Below are 18,733 nucleotides of genomic sequence, written 5' to 3'. Positions count from 1 at the left end.
CCTTCTGTCAAAGGGGGTACCCGCAGCGCGTTCCCGGCAACATCAACCTACGGACGCCCGCGCTTTTCAAACCACTTCCGACTGAAGCCGACAAATGCTTTGTCTGGGATCTTGGGCGCATCCAAACCCCCGTCATCCATCCAAGTGCGCCACTCCTGCTCGAGGTGATAGACATCCCACCCTGGTGCGGCTTCACGCGCGGCTTCATATGCCTGAGGCGATAATTTGATGCTGCTGATTTCATCATTGACCGGCCCTTCCTTAACCATGGTTCCCCGATTTTGGAAAACCATGAAATTCCCATCCAGACGTACCGCATAGTCTGGCATGTGATCATGGCTTTCGTCTTGGGCAACGATGCTGCCCACAAGGCGTTTGAACTCGCGGCTCGTGGAGGTCGACCCACATTTCCGCTGCAACACTTCCAAAGATACACGCCAAGACTTCTGACGCCCGCAATGCTTGCGCGCAATTTCATAGATACGTCTTTCAAGCGGCTTCCTCAGCCGGAAATAATTCCGGTGAAGGGTCAGCACCTCTTGGGCTTGGATCGCGTTGAAAACCCAATCGGATAATTGCACTTCGATCTCTTGCATCCGGCCATCGCGGGTTTGGCGCACGATGCGGGCGCGGTCGATAATACTGAACAGGTCCATCTGTTCCGTGCCACCGGTGACAATATTCGTTTCGATCTGCGTGCCTTGCAGGCGGGTAAGCGCGCTTTTCAAAGCATCATATCCGCGCCCATCCGTGACGCGGTTTGTCGCCTTTAACAGGTCAAACGCACGCAATCGTACGGTCCGCGACACCTGCCTGCCCTCGTTAAGGGCCGCCATAATCTGGCTGATACAGTAAATCAGGACATCCCTGTCATGGATCGTCGCCACACCCTCGCTCGAGGGTTTTACCTCAAGATAGTTCTTTCCTGTCTCATCTTCATATCTGCGAACGCGGTGATCAGGTTTTGTAGAGAGAGAAAAAATAGGGTGCGCCATCGATGCCATATCGCCCTTGGGAGCCGCATCAAAGATATCGCAGACAAAGAAGTCCCCCTGCTCCTGCCGATCTGGCAAAAGCGGTGATCTGATTTCTTTCGTGATTTCACCCACACTATTTCCCTTTTCGTGTTTTTACACACAAATCCCTACACTTTCGTGATTTCACACACACCCTGCTAAGAATCGTGTTACCAATAGAAAGAGTCGAATCGAGTCACAGATTTCGTGATTTCACACACGGGGTCAAGGTTTTTCGTGATTTCACCCACACATTGGGCCTCGTCGTGACTCCGCACACGTAGTTTTGTGAGTTCACACACATATAATCGTGACTTCACACACGCCATGTTTTGAATAGGTATTTGATCTCAATTAGTTACCATACCAATTCAGAGCCCTAACACCCTTTATAACACATATATAACACTCTACAGATTTAGGCTTATCCGCCTTTGATATCCCATAGATATGCAATGAAATAAGGCTGCGCATAAACAAGCAAGCGAATCCATCCAGACTAACCGAACCACAGGGCTAAGAAAGTTAGTCGGCATCCGCCCCATCACAGATGACTTTAACTTCGGCTCGGAAAGAGGCTGTCATCAATGGCGATACGACTTTGGTCGCCAATCCGATATCAAGGGGATCATACCAGTTGCGCAGGCGGTCCATCTCGTCTTGAGAAAGCGACACAGCGACCCTCAAGGTTTCCCCACCTTTTTCAAACTCATCAACCGTGGGCTTCTTGGTCACTGCAATACGGCGGCGGAAATTTGCGATGGTCTTTTTTCGGGCGGCATATAAAAGATCATCAATTGGGACACCGAATTTCTCGGCCGTATCATGTAGGCGTTTGGTCAGTGGCACACCCAAGTGGATAATCCGGCTGACAATTTCACCCTTTGAAGGATCTTCATCCTGCTCAGTTTTTAAGCTGGGCTTGGGTCGCGCGGGTTTCGAAGGGGCAGCGCGCTTGACCAGTTCTGGTTTCTTTGCCGGCTCAGCCTTGGCCGGTGTTTGTTTCTCAACGGGTTTTTCAGGTTCAACCGCCCTGCCCTCTTCTACTGGGTCGGGCTTGCCGATAATCTCTTTGGTCCGAAAATATTGTTCATCGGTTCCCTTAAGCTGCAGTGGAACTCTTTTACGTTTAACCATTGTTCGCCTCCGCTATCTCAAGACAAAGATCCAAAAACTCGGTCATCTCGTCCAAGGCATCTTGCAAGTGCTTGGGGTTCTTAAAATATCTTTCTTTACGCGTTTTCTCGGTCTGGATCATGCGGTCCAGCAAGCCTTCTTCGTCCATCCGGCGATATGCGTCGCGCTGCTGTACGTAGCGCGGCACGAACTTAAGCTTTTCAACAGGCGGGGATTTACCGTCCCCGACCAGCTTATTCGCCCGAGCATGCAACATCACCCCGGATTCTGTTTTCGTCGGTTTTGAACCAACGCGGTTAATCGCCGCCCGGAACGGAGGAAGCGCAGTCGGGTCCTCTACCCTGGTCCGCATCCGGTACATCCAATTTGCCGTACCGACGGCAGTAGAAAGATCGCTGGTGGATGGCTGAATGGGGCACAGAATCAAATCGGACACAGTGGCCAATTGATCATGCAGCTCGTTTGCGTCGCCCGGGGTATCGACGATGAAAAGGTCCAGATCGCCTTCGTCTTCCAAATCCAGAACCATTTCGCGGGCTTCTTGCGGGTTAAGCGTTTTGAAAGCTTCAACTTTATCGCTCCAGTTGCCAGCGACTGTCGCGCGCCCTGCCCACTGCACAAGATTTTCGGTCTTATCTGTATCCAGAAACCCGCAAGAAATCCCTGCCGCGCTCGCCGCGCTCAGCAGACCGCGGGCAATCGTCGATTTTCCTGCGCCGCCTTTTTGATTGATCAAGGTGATGACCAGCATTTCGATGCCTCATGTAAATATGTAAAATTGCTGCAATGCCTTTCTGTAAGAATGAAGGCTTGTAAACAGTATTACGTGTAAGTGTGTACGAAAGCAATATGGCAAAATGTGAGAATGTAGATGTGCATAATGTATTTGCGTAAAAGTGTACGTTATCGAGTTGTAAATGTGCTGAGTTGTAAGTCTGCAATGTGTTGAAGTGCCGGTTTGTAGTTTTGCATATCTGTTGATGTGTAAATAATTGTGTCCATATAAAAACCATAACTTGTGATGGTACCCACATGGTAGTTTTGGATTGAGACGGCATCTTAAGGATCGTTATGGAGCTTATGAGGCATAGTTCAGCGCAAGATACTCCCCGCATCTTACGTGAGGTGTCCGAATCCACGGAAATTTCCCCAAACCGATGGATCTGACGACACCGTCGCTTCCAAATCCGGTCAAAATCAAAGTGTCTAGATTCGGTGCACCAAGAAAATGCTCAATTCTTGTCCCTTTGGTTCGAGAAGGGCGTCTTAAAATCATAACATCGATAAGCCGAGACCGCTATGTCTGATGTCAGCGCATCTTTGCATCGCCGCGCGGCGAAGGCCGGTGCATGGCGGCAATTTAAGATCTGGGGGCTAAAAACCTAGTCCCGCAATCCATCGTCGATTCAGCCGTCAGCCAACATCAACAGGCGATCCTTGAACTGCGTCAGGCGGAATTTGAAAAACGGCTCGCCGCCTTGGATGAAACCCGCGTCGCCGCGCAACTGGCAAGACGTGACATTCACGCGCCCGTCGACGGGATTGTCATCACTCGCATGATTGGGCCCGGCGAATACGTATTTGCGCAGGCCCCGATTATCCAAATTGCCCGCATCGATCCGCTGCATATCGAGGTGTTTTTGCCCACTGAGCTTTTCAAAAACGTAAAGGTTGGCCAGATCGCCAAGGTCAAACCCGCCGCCCCCATCGGCGGAGAGTACGAAGCCGAAGTGATTGTGATCGACCGCGTATTTGACGCGGCAAGTGATACATTTGGCGTGCGCCTGAGATTGGATAACCCCGAGGGGAAATTGGTCGCGGGTATTGATTGCAAAATCGAGATCGGCGGATTGTAAGGACGGCCCTAAGAGAACTCCTATGATCGTAGCGAAACCCTCTACCACGGTGTCCCGATGTGCCTGTCACCTTTACAATCTGGCCGCCCAAACCTAACGTTTTTAACTATAAAAATCGGGGTCGGAGATCATCATGACAGAAAAAGTCGCAGTCGTCACAGGAGCCGGCGGCGGAATGGGGCGTGCGATTTGCCACAAGCTGATACAAGACGGTTTGACGGTAATAGGATTGGATGTCTCCGCTGAGCGGTTGGAAGAAACTGCGCATTTTGTAGGCCCAAATTTCAGTGATCTAACAGTAGATTTGACTGATCCCTCCGCAGTAGCGGAAGCGTTTTCCGCTATCAAAACTCAGCATGGGGGCGTGGACGCTTTGGTTAATAATGCCGGTACCTGCCTGATGTCAGACTTTCCAAATATCCCGGCGCAGGAACTGGACAGCCAGATGGCGATTAACTTCAACTCGATGTTCTATTGCTGCCAAGAAGTCATTCCTTTGATGATAGGCCGCGCGGGCGTTCGCAAGATCGTAAACATTTCATCCAACGGGGCCTATAATTTTGACGCCTTCGACCCACCACATTATCGCGCCAGCAAAGCGGCAATGGACACGTTGACCAAGGATCTTGCGCGCCGCTATGCGACGGATAAAATTGCCGTCAATTCCATTGCTCCGGCAATGACCGTCACACCGTTGTTCGATGTGCTGACAGAGGATGTGTTGCAGCAGGCGATCTCTAAGATGCCGCACGGGCGAGCGATGGAACCGAGTGAAGTTGCCGACTGGGTTGGGTTTCTGATTTCATCTGCCGGAGACATTTCCAGCGGGAATATCATTATTCTCAACCAAGGGCGGGATGTGCGTTAATAGTACGCCTCTGGCGATTTCCTGAGCGATGGCCATTGCTCAGGAGAATGGCCATAGATCACAAATGCTCCGGTATCGTTGGCCAATTGCATCAAACGGTCAGCGCTGGCAATCGCCTTAGGCTCATCCCAAGAGCCGACAAATTTTCCTTCGATTTCTGCAGGGCGAGAGATGGCATCACTGGTCAGTAATACTGGGCCGGTTTCGGGCAGTTCCAGCAGGAGTGCCAACTGACCTGGTGCATGACCTGGCACAGTCAGAACGCGAAATCCGGGGCCGATCTGGATATCATCTTCAATCACCAGATAGTCCTGATCAGGCCATTCAAGCGGCTGCACATTGCCCCAATACAACGGCTTGGGTAAACGCCGTTCTGCACCAGAAACCAAAATCGGTGCCTGCGGGAAATCACCCAGACCGCCGACGTGGTCGATGTGGGTATGGGTCAGAATATGCAGGTCAACCTGATTTGGCTTAACCCCTGCGAGATTAAGCTGATGCGCCGGCATATTTGTCATTTCACATTCTAGAACTTCACCAAACTCATATAACCTATCCTCGTTGGTCGCCGCTTCTTTGTCTTTGGCATATTTTTCAGGAAATCCCGTATCAACCAAAACGGATTCACCGGCGTCTGTCTGGATCAAAAACCCACAAATGCCGATGATCCGATCGTTCGCATGCACCTTGAACAACCCGTAATCCAGAACTTGCAGGGAAACAGGGCGTCCTTTTAAAAAATTCTTGGCGGGCATAGGGTTCACCTCATGTTTTATTCATGCAGCATGGGTTCCAGATGAAAGTCAAGATTCACACATTGTTCCAATACCTGCTTGATACGACTCAGGCTGATCCTGAAGCGTTCATCGGCTTTTCGCTGGCTGAACCGCCGAAGCTAGGTGACTTTCTGGATGATCTTGATCCAGACATGTCGCTTGACTGGAACCTTAAATCCTTTCGGGGTTTACCTGAGTTGCGGCAACGGGTCATTGATCAGGCGGGGTTGGCTGGGCTGTGTACAGCAGATGACGTTGTGATCACCGCTGGGGCCGCAGAAGCGAACTATTTGGCGTTTATGCAGCTTGTTCAGCCAGGGGACGAGATCATCACTGAAACACCTGGCTGGCCGCAGATTGAGGTATTGGCCAAGGCGCGGCAGGCGCAGGTCAAACTGGTGAAAAGAGACGAGGCAAATGGCTGGGATTTGCCGCTGGATCAATTGGAAAACCTGATCACTGAAAATACCAAACTGATTTTTCTAACCAATCCAAACAACCCGACTGGAAAGTTGCTGAGCGCACAGGATCTGCGCCGGATTGCGCAGATGGCTGACAAGGTCGGGGCTTGGCTGATTATCGATGAGGTTTACGCCGGGCTCGAGTGGACCGCAGACAGAGCCCCATCAATCGCCGGTATTTATGAGCGCGGGATCACGACCGGCAGCGTTTCAAAGGCACTGGGGCTGCAGGGCTTGCGCACTGGTTGGCTTGTTTGCCAAGATAAAAACATGGTGATGGATGCGATCATCCTGCGTGAAAACAGTAGCGAGATCATGAACGTCATGGGCGAAGTGATAGCCGAAGTTGCACTGCGCCCAGACCGGCTAAGCAAAGCATTGGACGACGCACGCCGTGACAGCATCGCGACGCTTGAGTATCTGGATCGTTACATCACCTCTGAACCGAAACTGTCCTGGCATCGGCCAGAGGCCGGTTTGATAGGGTTGGCAAGACTGTCAGCAGGTATTGACGGAGATCTATTTGCGAAACGCCTTCTTGCAGAGCCTTACAAGACGTTTTTACTTCCGGGCAGCGCATATGGGCTCTCGAACCACATCAGGATGGGGGTTGGGGGAGGGGCCTCAGCCAAGCTTGAACTTGGACTTTCCCGTATGTCAGAGTTGCTTGCTAAATGGTGATACGGAAATAGGCTCTTTTAGAGCGCAGCGGCCGATGCAGATGATCGGCCTCACTGCGCGCTTCCACTGACCTGCTCCCCACTGGGGCCGCTATCTTGGCTTACTCCCTTTCAGGAACAAAGATCGTTGGCTTTTCTTAATGTAAGTCCAAGCAATGAAACGGCTCGTTTTTTGGCCTTGTGCCATTTCGACTACTTTAAAGTCAGCGACTTTGGCTTTGCCTAAAATTCTGTGAAGTGGCTGGAGGTTGTCCTTTTTCGATACCAGTGAGCTAAACCAAAGGCATTGGTCGGCGAACTCCATGCTCTGTTCAACCATGCGGGCGATAAACTTGATCTCGCCACCAGGGCACCAAAGCTCGGCATTTTGACCGCCGAAATTCAGCTTTTTGGACTGCCCTTTGCCAAGATTACTCCACTTGCGTTGGGTGCCTCTCGTCGCTTTTTCGATAGATGCATGGAACGGCGGGTTGCATAGGGTGACGTGAAAAACATCGTCGGGTTTGATCACACCTCGAAAGATGTCCTCGCGGTTTTTTTGTTGTCTCAGGGTGACGTTTAACTTGTTGGATTGGCAAATTTGCTGCGCCGATTTGAGAGCGGCCGGATCAATATCGACGCCAGTGAAGTGCCAGCCGTATTCGCTCTGGCCTGTAAGGGGGTATACCAAGCTGGCACCGGTACCGATGTCTAGCGCTTTGATATTAGGCCCGCGCGGGATTTCTTGGTTGTTGCTGGAGGCAAGAAGGTCCGCCAGATAATGGATGTAGTCGACACGACCGGGGATTGGAGGGCATAGATAATTGGCAGGGATATCCCAATAATTAGTGCTGTAATAGGTCTTTAGCAGCGCCCGATTAAGCATACGCACCGCCCCCGCGTCCTGAAAATCAATTGTCGTCTGACCGACAGGGTTACTGACCGTAAAAGCCTCAAGTTCAGGTGAATCCGCCACCAACCGCGCAAAATCGTAGCCGTCCCTGTGTCGGTTGCGAGGGTGCAGCTTGGTTTTATTGGCCATGGGAAAGCCTTTGTTAAAGTTGGTTGAGGTGACTTGCCAGACCGCGTGTTGAATTTAAACCCTTATCTATAAATAGCAAAATTAATAGGGTAACAGGGAAAACCGACCTTCGACGAAGTCGCAAAAAGATGTCTGCGGGGTCGAACCGATCTGCCGCGTGGCGCAGGTTGCCCCTCGACTTGCTATGCCACTGGCCATGCCCTCAGTGTGAGGGTTCTGGATATTGCGCTGGAAAGGCCCAGCTATGCGTCAGTAACCTCGACAGTCTTGCCGGGGTTCATGATATTTCCGGGATCAACCGCACGTTTCAGGACCGCCATAAGCGCGTAAGCCGCACCGTGCTCCTTAGCCATATAGCTCTTCTTACCGGTGCCTACACCGTGTTCTCCCGTGACTGTGCCGCCATATGACAGCGCGACATGGTTCACCTTTGCGGCCAGCGATTTCGCCGCAGTAAGTTCGTCGGGAATATTCGGGTCGAACAGGATCATCAGGTGGAAATTGCCATCACCTACATGACCTACAATCGGGGCAATCAACCCAGACTCTGCGACCAATTCCTTTGATCTGGCGATACAGCCGGCCAAAGTTGAAATTGGCACACAGCAATCGGTGATGAGGCCCTCACAGCCCTTTTTAAGGGATTTTCCAGCATAATAAGCGTTGTGACGTGCGGTCCACAGCCGATTGCGATCTTCGGCCTTGGTTGCCCACTGAAAGCTGCCCACGTCAAATTCTTCGGCAACGCTTTCAAACAGTTCAACCTGTTCCTTTACACCGGCTTGCGACCCATGAAACTCAAGGAACAGATGTGGTTTTTCTGGCAGGTTCAGATCGGGATTGAATATGTTCATCCCTTCCATTTGAACTTCGTCCAGCAATTCTATCCTCGCCATCGGGATACCCATCTGGATGGCCATAATCACGGAATTCACCGCGTTATCGACAGTCTCGAACGAACAGGTTGCCGCGAGAATTGTGTCGGGCTGTCCGAACAGTCGTACCGTCAACTGCGTGATGATACCAAGAGTACCTTCAGAGCCGACAAACAGATGCGTCAGGTCATATCCCGCCGAGGATTTGCGGGCGCGCGATCCGGTATGGATGATTGTGCCATCCGGTAGCACAACTTCGAGTGCCAGAACATTCTCGCGCATGGTGCCATAACGCACTGTATTGGTGCCGGACGCCCGCGTGGCGGCCATGCCACCAAGTGTTGCATCCGCGCCAGGGTCTACAGTGAACATCAGCCCGGTCGCGCGCAGCTCCTCGTTAAGCTTTGATCGCGACACACCAGGCTGAACGACTGCATCCAGATCGCTTTCGTGAATTTCCAAAATCTTGTTCATGCGGCTGGTATCCACACTAATTCCCCCGTGAATTGGAATCACGTGACCTTCAAGCGAGGTGCCAATACCGAAAGGGACGACCGGAACACCATAGCGGGAACAGATCTTCATGATCTCGCTCACCTCTTGGGTGGTCTCAGGAAAGGCTACAGCGTCGGGTAGGGCAGGTTCGGAATACGCCTCATCATGACTATGAAGTTCGAGGATGGACTCGCCAGTTGAAAGCCGCTCGCCCAGCATTTCCTTCAAGGCAGAAAGTGCAAGATCGGTGTGGTCCGTAGTCATATTGGTGTCCTTGATTTCCATCAGATTTGGGCGCGTTGCGCGCGCGCAGCCGTCTTCTTATCCGTGCCGGCTCAATCCAGTTGTGTATTGGCGGGCTCTGCGGTTTCATCACCAGCCCATCTGGCAAAGAGGTGCAGCAAAATGATAATCATAGAGATTGGCACGGCCACGGAAATCCATACCATCGGAATCCCGAGGGTATCTGCCGTCAGACCAGATTGCCGCGCAAGGTATCCCTTTGCAAAACCACCCCTTAGTCCGATGAAGCAAAAATAGATCACCGGCAGGATAAAGGTAAGAACCGCGGCACTTTGGATGGCTTTTGAAAAGACCGCCAGAGCATGCGGTGGCTTTGGAAACACGCTTTCCATCAAAACCGCATCGGCTTGGGTTTTGAACGACAGCGTGGCCCCCATCAATCCGGTCCAGACCATCGCATAGCGGGCGACATCTTCAGTCCAGACAGGTGGGGATGAAAAAACATAGCGTGCAATGATTTGCACAACCACCGTTAGGAACATCAGGCATACCGCAAATACGGAAACGCGGCGCATGAGCTGATGCAAACGATCACTGATGCTGATGATGTAGTGACGCATGTTTTTTCTCTCTGGTTTTTGATTTGGGCGGGGCGCAGGTATAGCGTCCCGCCCGTTGGATTAGCGGTTCTCGTCAGACAGTTTTTTCCACAGCGCGGTGTCTTCTGCAGACATCAGATCCGTATTGTACACGGGCAAGGAAGCCTCGCGGAACACGGCACGTTCTTCTGCCGTCAGGCGCTGAACTGTCACGCCCTTTTCCTCAAGCGCTGTCAGGCCTTTTTCGGCAGCTTCGCCCAACCATGCGCGCGCTGCAGCGTCTGCGGTCACAACAGCCGCATCCACAGTCGCGCGGTCTGCATCGGACAAACCATCGTACCAGTCTTTTGATGCGATAACGGCGCGCAGTGGCCAGATCACATCAGCCGTGGCAAAGTTTTTGACGAAATCGGTCTGGCCAAACATCACAGGTACGAAGGGCGAATTCAGATAGCCGTCAATCACGCCGGTTTGCAGACCGGCAGGCACTTCGCCCCAAGGCACGATTGTACCGCTTGAACCCCATGCTTCGTACATCGCGATTTGTGCATCATCCAAGGCCCGCATACGCAGGCTGGACATATCGGACGGCGACCGCACGGCTTGCGTTGTGGTGATCACACCCGAAGCTGGTCCAAGCGGTGCCAGCGCCAGCAGGATCGCGTCTTGCGCAGCGAGGCTTTCGTTGACACGGGTGTAAACATCCCCCGCCGCCAAAGCCCGATCCATATGTTCAATGTTGTCGAAGACATAAGGCAAACGGATGCCGTAGATGAACGGTTCGACCTGTGCGACGGCGCGCACGTCGGACATCGAGATTTCCAGCAGACCGGTTGAGACCTGATCGAATTTCTCGGCTTCGTTGCCGACGGAACCACGTGGCATTTCACGTGTCTCCATGCCGCCTTCGTTCAACGCCTTGGCAAAGGCAAAAGACCAGTTGTAGGACCCTGATTGTTCGAGGTCTGGTTTCCCGTCTAATGCAATTTTGACCTCTGCGGATGCAGATGTGGCCATGGCGAGCAGCGTCGCCAGTGTAAGTGCCTTGAGTTTCATTGGTTTTCCTCCCTTTGGTTTAGTTAATTCACAGAAAATCCGAACAGGCGCGGCAGCGTGAGGCTGAGTGCCGGCCAGTAGACCAGCGCCAGCAACAGCAGCACCTGAACAAGAATGAAGGGCAGCACCGCATAGGCCAGCCGCCAGTAATTGAGGTTGGTCAGCGCTGATACGACCACAAGGCATTTGCCCAAGGGTGGCGTGATCAGGCCGACACACAGATTGAAGCACAGCACGATGCCAAGGTGGATCGGGCTAATGCCTTGCTCCATCGCTTGGGGGGCGAACAACGGGATCAGCAGGGTCAGGGCCACGGGGGTGTCCATGAACATGCCTGCGATCAAGAAGATACCCACAAGGAAGAACAGATATTTCGTACCGGTCAGCCCGAAGGATTCTACCCAGTTGGCCAGCGCACTGGACCAACCTAATTGGCCTGCCAGATAGCCCAACACCGAAATCGCCGCGAGAATGATAAAGATCGTGCCAGTCATCTTGGCCGTGGCCTCGACCGCGTCAAAGATCATGCGCCAGTTTAGTCCTTTATAGAACTGGCCCGCCAGCAGCGCGAAGACGACTGCGATTGCCGATCCTTCGGTGGGGGTTGCCAATCCAAAGACAAGCGAGCCAAGGATCACAATGGGTAGGCACAGGGCCGGTGCCGCGTTCAACAAGCTGGGCAAAAAGCGCGGTAGATCGTCAGAGGCACCCCCCGGATGTCCCTTTATATGCGCAATGATCGCGTTCAACACCATGAGCGATACAGCCAACACCAGACCAGGTATGACCCCCGCGATAAACAGTGCCGCAACCGAGGCACCGGTCAGGCCGCCATAAATAATCATAATGATCGACGGCGGAATGATCGGTCCGATCATCGAAGAGGCCGCCGTGATCGCGCCTGCATAGTAAGGGTCGTAACCGCGTGCCTTCATTTCCGGCACAAATGTGCGCGACAAAGCTGCGCTATCCGCGATGGCCGACCCCGAGATGCCCGCAAAGAATACGCTGGTCAGGATGTTCACATGGCCCAGTCCACCGCGAAACCGACCGACAATGGACATGGCAAAATCAATCAGGCTGCGGGTGACGCCCGCGCGGCTCATGATCTCGGCGGTCAGGATGAACAGCGGCATCGCCATAAAGGCAAAGACATCAAGCTGGGCAAAGATACGCTGCGGCAGGATGGAGAGAAACTGCGTTTTATCGACTGCGACAAAGGTAAGAACGGATACCGCACCCATGAGATAGGCAAAGGCAGTGCCGCTAATCAGCAAGAGAATGAAGATGATCGGAATAAAGTACATAGTGCTAAACTGCCGTTCCAAGGGGGGCCGTCTTGGATTGAACATCTCGGTCCATGATCGGCGGGTGTGTTACGATTGAACGTAAGTCTATGCCTGACGGTGTGAGGCTTGTCATATCAGGGCAGGGCCGCGCCATGTCCGGATTTCCCGCAAAGAGTGTTTCCAGCGATTTGGCCGCAGCCAGCAACGCTTCGTCGCTGCGGACAGCGCCCAGAACCTGAAGTCCGAAGGGCATGCCGTGGGGGTCGCGACCGCAGGGCAGGGTGATCGATGGCCCGCCCGCCAGTGATCCGCGATAGGTCAGGGCCAACCAACGATAGTAGATATCCATGCTCTGCCCCTCGATCTCGGTTGCATGACCTTGGGTCCAAGGGAACGGGGATACCGGTGCGGTCGGCAGAAGGATAACATCAAAACCCTGCATCAGCGCGTTGAAGCGACGCAGAATGCGCGTTTGCTCGGCATGCGCCCATGCCCGATCCGCCAAAGACATGGAGCGGCCCAGCTCGACATTCGTTTGAATATCCGGGCCAAAGGCTGTGGGCTCGGTTTTGGTCACCTCGCCGAAGGCGGCCAAGAAGCTCTCGGCACGCAGGATGTCAAAGCATCGGTCCATATTTCCGAGATTGAGATCAACCGGGCGGCAGTCTCGAACGTGGGGTGCAATCTTCTCGATCCGATCGCGGAATGTTTCCCGAATAGCCGGGTCTACTGGTGCGCCCCCGAAATCCTCACTGTAACCGACCCGCAAGGTGCTAAGGTCGACGTTTGGCAAGGTCGTAAATCTGGCCTCCGGGTAGTGTGCTGATAGCGGATCGTCAGGGTGGTACCCATGTGATGTGCTCAAGATCAATGTCAGATCACCCACGGTACGGGTCATCGGGCCAAGAACCGAAACACCTGACCACCCCAGCGGTCGGGTCGGATGCGCAATCACGTCTACCGATGGGCGAAATCCGACGATCCCGCAGAGCGCGGCAGGCAATCTGAGCGAGCCACCAGTGTCTGACCCAGTGCATACAGGTAAGAGATTTGCCGCCAGCGCCGCCGCAGATCCGCCAGAAGAGCCGCCGGCGATCAGGTTGGCGTCAAACGGATTGGCCGTGGCACCCCAAACCGGATTACGGCTGTTACCGCCGGCGCCACACTCAGGAACGTTTGTTTTTGCCAGAATGATCGCTCCGGCGTCACGTAGCCGCGCAACCATCGGAAAATCACTTTTTGGCACATAGCTCCGCATTCGTGGGCTACCATGGCTCGTTAGCAACCCTTCGGTATCTTGAAGATCCTTTACGCCAATGGGCAACCCGTCGAGCGGCCCCTTAGGGGTTCCAGCGTTCCACCGGCTGGATGCCTGCGCCGCCTCTAAGACCGCACGTTCCGTATCTATAGCTGTCAGGGCATTTATCTTGGGATTCACTTTGGAAATGCGCTCAAGACACACCGCAAGGTAATCCGTCGGCGTTAGCCTGCGATCCGCAAATCGTCGGAGGACATCTCGCGCCGAGAGGGCCATCAATCCGGCCACACTCATCCCCGCACCGATGACATATCTCGCATACTCAACTTAGTCACTTTGTCCCTCCCAAGAAAATGACTGAAGTTATGATAATACGGGGCTGACAGGAAAAATAATGAAAGATTGACCTATAACGTTAACCAAAAGGAATGGTTTTTAGATCCTCAGTTGTTTTCCGTAAGCATTTAAGAAAAAACGACAACGCATGATTGGCCTCTTCTTGGCCGCTTCGCCAGAAGCATCGGACCTCGGACAGAAATCCCCGCGTGTCCAGCGGAAGTGTAACGATGTCTCCGCGTGCCGCATGGGACTGGGCAAGGCGTTGCGGCATCAGCCCCAGTGCGGGAATTGCATCCAACAATGCGAGATTCAGCATCAAAGAGAGAGAGGCAATCGTATTCGCCGGTGGTGCCAGTCCGCTTTCGGCAAAGAGTGCATCGACCGCCCGCCGAGCAACCGAATTTGCCTGCGGCATAATCCAAGGGAAATCGACGACTTCGCTCCACTCAATGTCGGGCTGCCTTGCCAGCGGGTGATTGCGGCCTGCAACGACGACAATCGGTTCCGCAAAAAGCTTTAGCTGTTCAATGCCAGAGAGCTCCCGGGGCTGCCAGATTCTGGCGATCAGCAAATCTAACGCGCCACCTTGCAACTCTGGAAGAAGTTCTACGAAATGCCCCTCTTTGACCGAGATGCTTGCCTGCGGCGTGCTGCTTTTGAAGAGCGCAATAGTGCCGGGCAAAAGGGTAGGGGCGACAGAACTGACGACGCCAACAGTAACGGCACCCGAAATCCCGCTCGCCATGGCTTCAATATCGAAGGCAGCCCGATCAAGCTGATTGAGAGCTTGCTTGGCATGGTCTACCAGACGCCGCCCTATTGCCGTCAAGAAAAGGCGGTTCCGATCGCGGGTCACGATCGGAACGCCGACGATTTTTTCCAGCTCTGCAATCTGCTTGGAGACAGCGGGTTGAGTTACGTTAAGCTCCTCCGACACCCGCGCAACCAGTTTTAGGTCGGACAAGGCAGCTATTACGCGCAAGTGGCGCAGCGTTATGGCCTTCTGGAAATCATTATTTGAAATAGCCGTTACTCGCTGGATTTGTGACTGAACGATATACTCTTATCACAGAACGGCCTTGCAGATCGATATCGGTTTGAGCGTTCTCTGCGGTTGAGAAAAGTGGGTTGGCGACAATTTAGGACACGTCAAGTCATGCGGTCGCCGACTGGCCGCTCAACCACTGCCTCGACTCCTTTCCGCGTGCCGCAGCATTTCCGTGAATACAGACACCTTCGCGGCGCGGAACTTTGACGCAGGAAGAACCACAAAGATGCCCCCTTCAGGCAGATGCCAATCGGGCAGCACATGGGTCAGTGCGCCCGACACCAAATGGTCACGGACCAGGTAATCCGGCAGGATGGCCAGACCTGCTCCCTCCTTTACGGCGGCCATGATCGCGGGCGCACTGTCGATTGAAAGGTCGCTTTGCAATTTGACGGAAACCGTTTCGCTGGCAGAGTTTTCGAACAGCCAATTCAGAGGGTCGGGTAGCGCCTTGTTTGCGACGAACGATACAGCCGAAAGATCATTCGGGTGGTGGATATGATCGAACTGACCGGGGCTGTCGCTCGTGCCGACAAGAAGCTGCCTGAAACCGCCCATCTTACGTGCCAACAGGGTCGAGTCGCGAAGCCACCCAACCCGAATGGCCAGATCCAGATCACCCGCCATAAGATCGCTATGACCATCGCCCAGATACAGCTCGACCCGGCAATCGGGGTATTCGCGTCGAAACGCGGCGACAAGCGGGGCTACGATCGCCGTGCCGTAATCATTCGGGGCCGTCATGCGCAATGTGCCCACGGGCTGTTCTGACAGTTGCGACAGTTCGCTAAAGGCTTCTTCTGCCTCGTTCAGGATCGACGTGCATCGTGTGTAGAAAAGCTGACCTGCCTCTGTGGCGCTGACCTTGCGCGTGTTGCGTACCAATAGCGTCGCCTTGAGCTCTTGTTCCAATTGCGTCACCTGGCTGCTGACCACGGCCTTGGTCACGCCAAGGCGGTCTGCGGCATTGGTAAAGGACCCAGTTTCGACCACGGCCGCAAAATAGGCCAGCCGGTTGAGGTTGTGTGATTTGGCCATAATCTCACTGTTAACCTTTGGCATACGGACTGTCAAAATCGTTTGTCTTATCGCGGACAATAGATGCGCCTATATACATGTCCAAGGAGATACACCATGATACAGACAGTGACACTGCATTACCTTTTCGACCCGCTTTGCGGCTGGTGCTACGGTGCCTCGGGAACCATCGGCACGCTTGCAAAACATCCTGATGTTGACCTGCAGCCACAGGCCACCGGGTTGTTCGCCGGCAGCGGCGCGCGGCCAATGAAAAGCTTTGCAGCGCAAGCATGGGCCAACGACCAGCGCATTGCCGCGCTGAGTGGTCGCCAGTTCTCCGATGCCTACCGCAACAAGGTGTTGGGTGCCGAAGATGCGCTACTGGATTCCACCGTGGCGACGCTGGCCGTCACGGCTGTGGCCGACACAGCGCCGGAACGGGTGATCGAGGTGCTGGCCGCTATTCAGACGGCGCGCTATGTAGACGGCAAGGATGTGACATCCGCTGCTGTTGTGGCAAGCTTGCTTGAAAACCTCGGTCTTGTGGACGCATCTGCGCGGGTTCTGAGCCCCGATGCCGCCCTTGCAGAGCAGCTGCGCGATCGCACCGCAAAGGCTCGCGACCTGATGGAGACCTACAATATGCAGGGCGTGCCCTCCCTGATTGCCGAGGTCGATGGCACCCGCCGCGGGCTAGACGCCAGCACACTTTATTCCGGACCCGATACGGTGCTCGCCGCCCTCGGGCTGACCTGATCCCACTTTAACGAAAGGACAATACAATGAACCGCAGAAACATGCTGAAACTCACAACCGCCGCCGGGGCAGCCGCCCTGATTGTACCCGGCATCTCCTTTGCAGATGCGAACGGCCTGACCTGGACACATTTTCCCGCTGGCGAAAACGGCTTTTTCCGTGCGCCCGTTCTGATCCAAGGCGACACCGAGGCCGTATTGATCGACGGCGGCTTTACCCTTCCGGACGGTCGCGCACTGGCCGAGGAAATCAAAGCAACGGGCAAGATCCTGACCACGATCTATATCAGCCAGAGCGACCCTGATTTCTACTTCAGCCTGCGCCCGATCACCGAAGCCTTCCCCGAGGCCCGCGTTATTGCAGCCAGCGAAACCGTCGCGGCCATCAATGCCAATGTGGCGAAAAAGGTCGAAACCTGGGGCCCGCAATTGGGCGAAAACGGTCCGGCGTCGGTTAATGACGTCATCATTCCGGCGGCCGACGACAGCACGACCCTGACGGTGGATGGCCATGAGATCGAGATTGTCCCAGCCGACGGGCTGGACAACCGCCGCTACCTCTGGGTCGAGGATCTGCAAGCCGTGTTCGGTGGCGTAATGGTCTTTTCCGGCACCCATGTCTGGACTGCAGACACACCGACCAAGGAACAGCGCGCCGCATGGGTCGCCAATCTGGACGTCATCATCGCCCGCAACCCGCAGGTTGTCGTGCCCGGTCACATGACGCCGGATGCACCGATGGGCCTTGAAGCCGTGGAGTTCACGAAGGGGTATCTTCTGGCATTGGAAGAGGAACTCGACAAGGCCGACGGCTCCGAAGACCTGATCGCTGCAATGACAGCCCGTTATCCCAATCTGGGCATGGGCGTTGCATTGAACGTCGGCGCCAAGGTTTTGACCGGTGAGATGAAGTGGGGATAACCCGCGCCTGATCCCTTTCGAGGCGCAGGCAACTTGCAAAATAAAATTAAATGAGAGCGGCCGGGAATGCCTGGCCGCTCTCTTCTAAGAGATGTCACCCCAAAGCAGTTGCCGCATCGCGAATAGAGTTGCTCAATGCAGCGACACGCGCGATTTCACTCCGACCCTTGCGGGAAATCATCCATAGATCGTGGTGGCGTTGTTTCGGAAGTTGAATGACTGCCAGCTCCTGCTTTCTGGCAAAGGCATCCACGCCGGATTTTGGCAATATTGTGTATCCCAGCCCCTCGGCTACTGGGATGGGGATTTGGCCGATCTGGTTGACGAAGGTCCTTACCCTCAACCGGTCAGCGCCTTTGAAGTCTTTTGGGAAGTTCAGCGAAAAGAGATCATCCGCATATGCGTACCCGTCTGGATGCGCTACAAATCCAAGCTCGTTCAGGCGGTGGAGGTCAATATCTTGTCCGGCGAGGGATCGCGGAACAACCAAACATAACTCCTCTCGGGCCAATTCAATTGCGTCCAGCCGGGGGTGGTTGATCGGTTCAGCGACGATCCCCAGATCAAACTCACCATTCAGAACGGATGTCACAATGCTCATGTGGGGGGCAGCCGTAACACCTATCACAAGCTCTGGCGCGTGATGCATCCGGTCAAGAATATGCGGATACAGCCACATGGCAAAGCTGCCCGAACACCCAATGCTGATGTTGCCGACGTCTGGATCATCAAAATTGATGGTGTCTTGCAGTTCGCGCTCTTGCTGACGACGTGCACGGCCAATGGCCAGCACGGCTTCTCCAGCGGGGGTGAGTGTGAAGGACTTTCCATCCTTTGATATCAGCGGTTTTCCGACTTGGGACGCGAGTTTGTTCAGATGTTGCGATACGCCTGGCTGGGTCATCCCCAACAACTCTGCCGTCCGCGTGAAATGTCCGACGTCACACAGCGTCGTAAAGGTATCCAGCCACGTGGCGTTTAGCATCACCATCTCAAAATGTTATGGAAATCATACGAAAT

The 18,733-nt window shown here is 54.1% G+C and carries 18 protein-coding genes; 5 read left to right on the top strand and 13 right to left on the bottom strand.

Annotation, left to right across the window (positions count from 1 at the left end):
- Nucleotides 1-47: 47 nt before the first annotated feature.
- The 3 genes from WNY39_RS16765 to WNY39_RS16755 form a co-directional block, all read right to left on the bottom strand.
- The gene (locus tag WNY39_RS16765) at nt 48-1,109 is read right to left on the bottom strand and encodes a replication initiator protein A (RefSeq protein WP_341235626.1); all 1,062 of its coding nucleotides are present in this window, start codon (nt 1,107-1,109) and stop codon (nt 48-50) included.
- A 432-nt stretch (nt 1,110-1,541) separates the two neighbouring features.
- Nucleotides 1,542-2,153: a hypothetical protein gene (locus tag WNY39_RS16760; RefSeq protein ID WP_342847374.1), complete on the bottom strand. Its 612-nt coding sequence runs from the start codon at nt 2,151-2,153 to the stop codon at nt 1,542-1,544.
- Entirely contained in the window at nt 2,146-2,904 is a 759-nt protein-coding gene (locus tag WNY39_RS16755) for a ParA family protein (RefSeq protein WP_342847373.1), read from the bottom strand. Before WNY39_RS16755 ends, WNY39_RS16760 begins: the two co-directional genes overlap by 8 nt.
- A 616-nt stretch (nt 2,905-3,520) precedes the next feature.
- On the opposite strand from WNY39_RS16755, the gene WNY39_RS16750 reads away from it, so the two are divergent.
- Both WNY39_RS16750 and WNY39_RS16745 read left to right on the top strand, forming a co-directional pair.
- On the top strand, nt 3,521-4,009 hold the full coding sequence (locus tag WNY39_RS16750; RefSeq protein ID WP_342847433.1) for an efflux RND transporter periplasmic adaptor subunit: 489 nt from the start codon (nt 3,521-3,523) through the stop codon (nt 4,007-4,009).
- Nucleotides 4,010-4,142: 133 nt separating this feature from the next.
- Nucleotides 4,143-4,877, top strand: coding sequence for an SDR family oxidoreductase (locus WNY39_RS16745; RefSeq protein WP_342847371.1), 735 nt, complete (start codon nt 4,143-4,145; stop codon nt 4,875-4,877).
- On the opposite strand, the gene WNY39_RS16740 is transcribed toward WNY39_RS16745, so the two are convergent.
- Nucleotides 4,874-5,632: an N-acyl homoserine lactonase family protein gene (locus WNY39_RS16740; RefSeq protein ID WP_342847370.1), complete on the bottom strand. Its 759-nt coding sequence runs from the start codon at nt 5,630-5,632 to the stop codon at nt 4,874-4,876. The two genes, WNY39_RS16745 and WNY39_RS16740, sit on opposite strands and share 4 nt — an antisense overlap.
- 41 nt (nt 5,633-5,673) lie before the next feature.
- On the opposite strand from WNY39_RS16740, the gene WNY39_RS16735 reads away from it, so the two are divergent.
- Complete coding sequence (locus WNY39_RS16735) at nt 5,674-6,795, top strand: pyridoxal phosphate-dependent aminotransferase (RefSeq protein ID WP_342847369.1); 1,122 nt, start codon at nt 5,674-5,676, stop codon at nt 6,793-6,795.
- A gap of 90 nt (nt 6,796-6,885) precedes the next feature.
- On the opposite strand, the gene rlmF is transcribed toward WNY39_RS16735, so the two are convergent.
- From rlmF to WNY39_RS16695, 8 genes are all read right to left on the bottom strand, one after another.
- Complete coding sequence (rlmF, locus tag WNY39_RS16730; protein ID WP_342847368.1) at nt 6,886-7,815, bottom strand: 23S rRNA (adenine(1618)-N(6))-methyltransferase RlmF; 930 nt, start codon at nt 7,813-7,815, stop codon at nt 6,886-6,888.
- Nucleotides 7,816-8,057: 242 nt separating this feature from the next.
- Nucleotides 8,058-9,449 carry an FAD-linked oxidase C-terminal domain-containing protein gene (locus tag WNY39_RS16725; protein WP_342847367.1) on the bottom strand — a complete coding sequence of 464 codons (1,392 nt, stop codon included), beginning with the start codon at nt 9,447-9,449 and terminating at the stop codon, nt 8,058-8,060.
- 71 nt (nt 9,450-9,520) lie between these two features.
- Nucleotides 9,521-10,048, bottom strand: coding sequence for a TRAP transporter small permease subunit (locus WNY39_RS16720; protein WP_342847365.1), 528 nt, complete (start codon nt 10,046-10,048; stop codon nt 9,521-9,523).
- A gap of 60 nt (nt 10,049-10,108) precedes the next feature.
- Nucleotides 10,109-11,083: a TRAP transporter substrate-binding protein gene (locus WNY39_RS16715; protein ID WP_341235414.1), complete on the bottom strand. Its 975-nt coding sequence runs from the start codon at nt 11,081-11,083 to the stop codon at nt 10,109-10,111.
- A 23-nt stretch (nt 11,084-11,106) separates the two neighbouring features.
- The gene (locus tag WNY39_RS16710) at nt 11,107-12,411 is read right to left on the bottom strand and encodes a TRAP transporter large permease (RefSeq protein WP_342847364.1); all 1,305 of its coding nucleotides are present in this window, start codon (nt 12,409-12,411) and stop codon (nt 11,107-11,109) included.
- Nucleotides 12,395-13,906 carry an amidase gene (locus WNY39_RS16705; RefSeq protein ID WP_342847431.1) on the bottom strand — a complete coding sequence of 504 codons (1,512 nt, stop codon included), beginning with the start codon at nt 13,904-13,906 and terminating at the stop codon, nt 12,395-12,397. Before WNY39_RS16705 ends, WNY39_RS16710 begins: the two co-directional genes overlap by 17 nt.
- Before the next feature lie 139 nt (nt 13,907-14,045).
- Nucleotides 14,046-14,993, bottom strand: a complete 948-nt coding sequence (locus WNY39_RS16700; RefSeq protein WP_342847429.1) for a LysR substrate-binding domain-containing protein — start codon at nt 14,991-14,993, stop codon at nt 14,046-14,048.
- A gap of 153 nt (nt 14,994-15,146) precedes the next feature.
- The gene (locus WNY39_RS16695; protein WP_342847362.1) at nt 15,147-16,055 is read right to left on the bottom strand and encodes a LysR family transcriptional regulator; all 909 of its coding nucleotides are present in this window, start codon (nt 16,053-16,055) and stop codon (nt 15,147-15,149) included.
- A gap of 96 nt (nt 16,056-16,151) precedes the next feature.
- On the opposite strand from WNY39_RS16695, the gene WNY39_RS16690 reads away from it, so the two are divergent.
- Both WNY39_RS16690 and WNY39_RS16685 read left to right on the top strand, forming a co-directional pair.
- A complete protein-coding gene (locus tag WNY39_RS16690; RefSeq protein WP_342847361.1) occupies nt 16,152-16,793 on the top strand; it encodes a DsbA family protein in 642 nt (213 codons plus the stop codon).
- 26 nt (nt 16,794-16,819) lie between these two features.
- Complete coding sequence (locus WNY39_RS16685; RefSeq protein ID WP_342847359.1) at nt 16,820-17,713, top strand: MBL fold metallo-hydrolase; 894 nt, start codon at nt 16,820-16,822, stop codon at nt 17,711-17,713.
- 94 nt (nt 17,714-17,807) lie between these two features.
- Here WNY39_RS16685 and WNY39_RS16680 read toward each other — a convergent pair whose 3' ends face one another.
- Nucleotides 17,808-18,698, bottom strand: a complete 891-nt coding sequence (locus WNY39_RS16680; protein ID WP_342847427.1) for a LysR family transcriptional regulator — start codon at nt 18,696-18,698, stop codon at nt 17,808-17,810.
- Nucleotides 18,699-18,733 lie beyond the last annotated feature (35 nt).

Source organism: Sulfitobacter sp. AS59, from assembly GCF_038899995.1.
Taxonomy (GTDB): Bacteria; Pseudomonadota; Alphaproteobacteria; order Rhodobacterales; family Rhodobacteraceae; genus Sulfitobacter.
Note: the sequence above shows the minus strand (reverse complement) of the source record. Positions and strands in the feature narration are given on the sequence as shown.